Origin of the sequence: Variovorax boronicumulans NBRC 103145, assembly GCF_001591345.1 — a bacterium.
In the GTDB taxonomy this organism is placed as follows: domain Bacteria; phylum Pseudomonadota; class Gammaproteobacteria; order Burkholderiales; family Burkholderiaceae_C; genus Variovorax; species Variovorax boronicumulans.
Genome location: NZ_BCUS01000218.1, coordinates 1 through 4566 on the forward strand (window position 1 = coordinate 1; position 4566 = coordinate 4566).

General features: G+C 71.6%; 6 protein-coding genes. 2 read left to right on the plus strand and 4 right to left on the minus strand.

The window, feature by feature from the left end:
- Positions 1-333: DUF2946 family protein (locus VBO01S_RS30835; RefSeq protein ID WP_062482868.1), on the minus strand; the 333-nt coding region annotated here is incomplete at its 3' end.
- Positions 334-344: 11 nt separating this feature from the next.
- Complete coding sequence (locus tag VBO01S_RS30840) at positions 345-1601, minus strand: TraB/GumN family protein (RefSeq protein ID WP_062482871.1); 1257 nt, start codon at positions 1599-1601, stop codon at positions 345-347.
- A gap of 65 nt (positions 1602-1666) precedes the next feature.
- On the opposite strand from VBO01S_RS30840, the gene VBO01S_RS30845 reads away from it, so the two are divergent.
- The gene (locus VBO01S_RS30845) at positions 1667-2080 is read left to right on the plus strand and encodes a VOC family protein (RefSeq protein ID WP_062482861.1); all 414 of its coding nucleotides are present in this window, start codon (positions 1667-1669) and stop codon (positions 2078-2080) included.
- Positions 2081-2082: 2 nt separating this feature from the next.
- Positions 2083-3282 (plus strand): toxin-antitoxin system YwqK family antitoxin, encoded by a 1200-nt coding sequence (locus VBO01S_RS30850; RefSeq protein ID WP_062482873.1) that lies wholly within the window; start codon positions 2083-2085, stop codon positions 3280-3282.
- A 21-nt stretch (positions 3283-3303) separates the two neighbouring features.
- Here the strand turns inward: VBO01S_RS30850 and VBO01S_RS30855 are convergent, their stop codons facing one another.
- Together VBO01S_RS30855 and VBO01S_RS30860 are read right to left on the minus strand one after the other, a co-directional pair.
- Complete coding sequence (locus VBO01S_RS30855) at positions 3304-4278, minus strand: Bug family tripartite tricarboxylate transporter substrate binding protein (RefSeq protein WP_062482864.1); 975 nt, start codon at positions 4276-4278, stop codon at positions 3304-3306.
- Between the two features lie 4 nt (positions 4279-4282).
- The gene (locus VBO01S_RS30860) at positions 4283-4519 is read right to left on the minus strand and encodes a hypothetical protein (protein ID WP_062482867.1); all 237 of its coding nucleotides are present in this window, start codon (positions 4517-4519) and stop codon (positions 4283-4285) included.
- Positions 4520-4566 lie beyond the last annotated feature (47 nt).

Consider the following 4566-nt stretch of genomic DNA (forward strand, 5'->3'; position numbering starts at 1 on the left):
GGCCGTGGCCGCGGCATGGCGCGCGGCGGGAATGGGTTGAAGCACGCGCCCCAGCGGCAGGGGCGCATCGAACGCGGCCGCCACGGGCGGCGGGGGCGGCGCGCCGGTCAGCACGCACAGCGGGCAGTCCATGTGCGTGGCGCCCATGTCCTGCACGCCATCTTCGGTGTGCACCACCACCTTGATGGTGCCGGCGCCGGAACACACCAGTTCCATCGCCTGCGGATGCACCACCGGCGACGCCACCGCCACGCCCAGCGACAGCACGAACCACAGCAGCACCCACCGGCCGAGACGGCCGATCAGGCGGGGGTGGGGGCGCAGCGTGTGCATGGCGGTCGCAATTATCGGCGCACTTTGCTGTTGGTGGCCTTGGGGGCGGCACGGGGTGCGGCCTTGCCTTTCGGCGCGGCAGCGGCTTTGGCGGTCGGCTTGGCCCCGCCCTTCGCGGTCGCCTTCTGGCCAGCGCCCTTGACTGCCTTCTGCCCCTTGACGTTCTTGCCACCGCGCACCGCCTTGCGCGCCGGCGGCTCGGGCGCGGCGAGCGCCGGCATCGGCAGCGCCTGCTGCGCCTGCGCCTCGGTGAGCACCGGCGTGACGCGAAAGCCGCGCGCCGCCATCAGCGTGGGCAGGCCCTGCGCGCCGACCATGTGCAGCGCGCCGACCGCGGCGAAGGCGCTGCGCCCGCCCGCATGCAGGCGCTCGATGCCGTCGGCCAGCCCGGGGTTGCGGTCGTCGAGCAGGCGCTTCATGAGGCGCTGCTCGGCCGGCGTGTTCAGGCACTCGCACCACTCGGCGTAGCGCGCCAGCCGGGCCGCGTCGCTGCGCGCCCAGACATCGGCCAGCGTCTTGAGCTGGCCGCGCAGCCGGCCCGACTCGAGCTCGTCGAGCATGGCGTCGATCTGCTCGGCCTCCTCGGCTTCGGAGCCGCCGGTGAGCCAGCGCAGCTGGTCGGCCGCGTTCTCGAGCGCGACGATCGGCTTGTTGCTGTTGCGGGCCGAGACGGCCAGCGTCTCGTCGACGCCGAACTCCGCATACAGCCCGTCGGCGCGCGCCGCCAGCGCGGTCAGCGCCGTCACCTGCAGGATGGGCGGCAGCCGGGCGGTCGAGCCCGGCGACACGCAGGCCTCGGCGTTCTGGCGCTCGAGTCGGCGGGCGCGTTCGCCGCTGAGCACGCGCGCCACCGCGGCCGGATCGGCGGGCTGGCTCAGGGCGCGCACCGTGGCGTCGTCGCGCGAGTCGAGCTCCAGCGCGAGCGTGTCGCTCTGCGCCAGCGCCTTCTGCACGGTGGGACCGGGGCGCACCCATTCGCCGCGCCCCAGGTGCAGGGTGCCGTAGAGCCACGAGGTGCGGCCGTCGCGCTCGATGCGCCACAGCAGGCCGCGGTCGATGCCGTTGCGCAGGCCGATGCCGGGCTTCTCGAGGCTCGCGATGGCCGAGGGCGGGCAGGCGGCGGCATGTGCGGCCACCGCGATGAAACAACCACCGACAGCCGCGAAGGCCTGGCGGGTCAGACGTGCAAGAAGGCGCTGGGGCGCCGGCCGGTCGGTGCCGCGCGACAGCAGGCGCAGCGGTGCGACGAGGGCTCGGAGTATCCGCAAGGCGAGCTCCATGATTGAAAGAAAGTCCGGCATTCTCACAGCACCGCTGCCCATAATCCAAAACCATGCAAAGCATCTTTCACCTTGCCTTCCACGTGCGCGACCTGGACGGCGCCCGCCGCTTCTACGGCGACGTGCTGGGCTGCGCCGAAGGCCGCAGCACCGACACCTGGGTCGACTTCGACTTCTTCGGCCATCAGATCTCGCTGCACCTGGGCGAACCCTTCGCCACCACCCGCACCGGCCGCGTCGGCGATGCGATGGTGCCCATGCCGCACTTCGGCATCGTGCTCGCGCTGCCTGACTGGCAGGCGCTGGCCGGGCGCCTCGAGGCCGCCGGCACCGAGTTCGTGCTGAAGCCGCAGGTGCGCTTCGAAGGCCAGCCGGGCGAGCAGTGGACGATGTTCTTCTGCGACCCCTTCGGCAACCCGATCGAGGTCAAGGGCTTCCGCTCGCTCGACACGCTCTACGACAAGTGACCCTGCGCCCGCCCGCTTCCGATCTTCGGGCGCCCCGGGCGGCCGCGTCCCTCCTCGGCCCGGCCGCGATCGCATTGGCCGCGCTGCTGGGTACCCCGGCGGCCCATGCGCAGCAGGAGTGCGAGCTCAACGGCCAGCGCGTGAGCCCCGCCGACGGCAACAGCACCGCCGGCAAGACCGGCCTGATGCGCTGCAAGGACCGCGGCACCGGCGAGCTCCAGCGCGAGCAGCAGGTGCAGAACGGCGTCTTCATGGGCCTGGTGCGCTTCTATGAAAAGGGCAAGCTCGCGCGCGAGCACACCATCAACGCCAAGGGCAACATGCACGGCCGCGCGCGCGAGTTCGCGCCCGGCGGCCAGGTGCTGCGCGATGCCACGTACGACGACGGCCAGGAGCGCGGCCTGGTGCGCAGCTTCTACCCCGGCGGCCAGCTGCGGCGCGCCACCTTCTACCCCGACCGCGGCACCGAGCGCGCCATGGTCGAGTTCACCGAGCGCGGCCAGATGTCGATGCTGCGCTGCGCCGAGGCACCGGTGCTGGCGCCGGTGGCCGACGATGCCAAGCTGTGCGGCTTCACGGGCGGGCCCTCGAACGTCGACCTGTTCGACGCGCGCGGCACCCTGCGCTCGCGGCTGTCGTACCAGGCGGGCAAGCGCGTGCGCACGCAGGAGTTCTACGACAACGGCAAGCCGTCGGTGGTCGACGAGACCACCGGCAACCGGCGCGTGGAGCGCAGTTTTTCGTCCGAGGGCGTGAAGCGGCGTGAAACCGTGTGGCTGCTGGTCGGGCGCTCGTCGATCCGCCAGCGCGAGCAGGAGTTTTCCGACCGCGGCTCGCTGGTGCGCGACCAGCGCTGGAACGCCGCGGGCGAGCCCCTGAGCGACGACAGCTACCACCTCAACGGCCAGCCGCGCAGCAAGGCCGTCTACAGCGGCGCCGGCAGCGAGCGCACGGTCGACGTGACCGAGTTCTACGACAGCGGCCAGCGCGCCGCGCAGGGCCGCTACCTCGCGCCGGGGCGCGGCCGGCAGGTGCCCGTGGGCACGCACCAGCGCTTCAATGAAAAGGGCGAGCTGCTGGCCGAGTCGAGCTTCGACGACAAGGGCCGCGTGACGCGCGAACGCAGCTGGGACGAGAACGGCGAGCTGCAGCGCGACGACGAAGTCTTCGAAGACGGCTCGCGAAAAGCGTTCGCCCGCTAGGACGAACGCCTCTGGGCGGCATCAGTCCAGCTTGATGCCGGCCTGCTTGATGATCGGCCCCCAGCGCTTCGACTCCGCGCGCGACAGCGCCGCGAACTGCGCCGGCGTGCCGGGCATCGCTTCCATGCCGAAGTCGTCGAAGCGCTTTTGCACGGCCGGCGTGCTGAAGGCCTTGTTCAGGTCGCTGTTGAGCTTGTTCACCACCGCGGCGGGCAGGCCGGCCGGGCCCAGGATGCCCTGGAACGCGAACACCTCGGTGTTGGGCACGCCCACTTCGGCCAGCGTCGGCACGTCGGGCAGGCGCTTGCTGCGCGCGCCCGAGCCGATGGCCAGCACGCGCACCTTGTTGCCCTGCATGATCGGCAGGCCCGAGGCCAGGTCCAGGAACATGCACGGCACCTGGCCGCCCATCACGTCGGCCATGGCCGGCGCCGCGCCGCGGTACGGGATGTGGGTGATGAAGGTGCCGGTGCGCGCCTTGAACATTTCCATCGCCAGGTGGTGCGGCGAGCCGTTGCCGGGCGAGGCGTAGTTGACCTTGCCGGGGTTGGCCTTCACGTAGGCCAGGAACTCCTTGAAGGTCTTGGCCGGGAAGTCCGGGTGCACGACCAGCGCGAGCGGGAACTTGCCGATGGCGCCGATGTAGGTGAAGTCTTTCTCGGGGTTGAACGGCAGCTTGCTGAACAGGTGCTCGTTGAAGGCCAGCACGGCGTTGTCGGCCGAGAGCACCGTGTAGCCGTCGGGCTTGCTCTTGGCGACCAGGTCGGCGCCGATGTTGGTCGACGCGCCGGGGCGGTTGTCGACCACGATCTGCTGGCCCAGCGTCTGGCGCATGGCCTCGGCCAGCACGCGCGCGATCACGTCGGTGCCGCCGCCCGCGGGGTACGGCACGACCCACTTGATGAGTTGCGCGGGGTAGTCCTGTGCGTGGGCGAAGGGGGCTGCGGCCACGGCGGCGCCGGAGGCGAGCGTGGCGAGAAGGGTGCGGCGATCCATGAGATCAATCTCCTGTTTTTTGTTCGGAAGCGGACAGCGATGGTACGGGCAGCGCGCGCAACGCGTCGGCCAGCGCGGCGCGGCAGCGCGCCTCGTCGCCGACCTGCTCGAACAGCAGCAGCGCGAGCCGCGCGAGGAACAGCGATTCGCGCTCAACGCCGGCCTCGGTGATGGCGCGCGCGCACTCGGCGTACAGGCGGTCGCGGGCGTCGGGATGGAGCGAGGGGGCGGAGGTCGTCATGCGGGAATGTCCTGTGAAGTGGCGGCAGCGGCGCGCGCCAGCGCGGC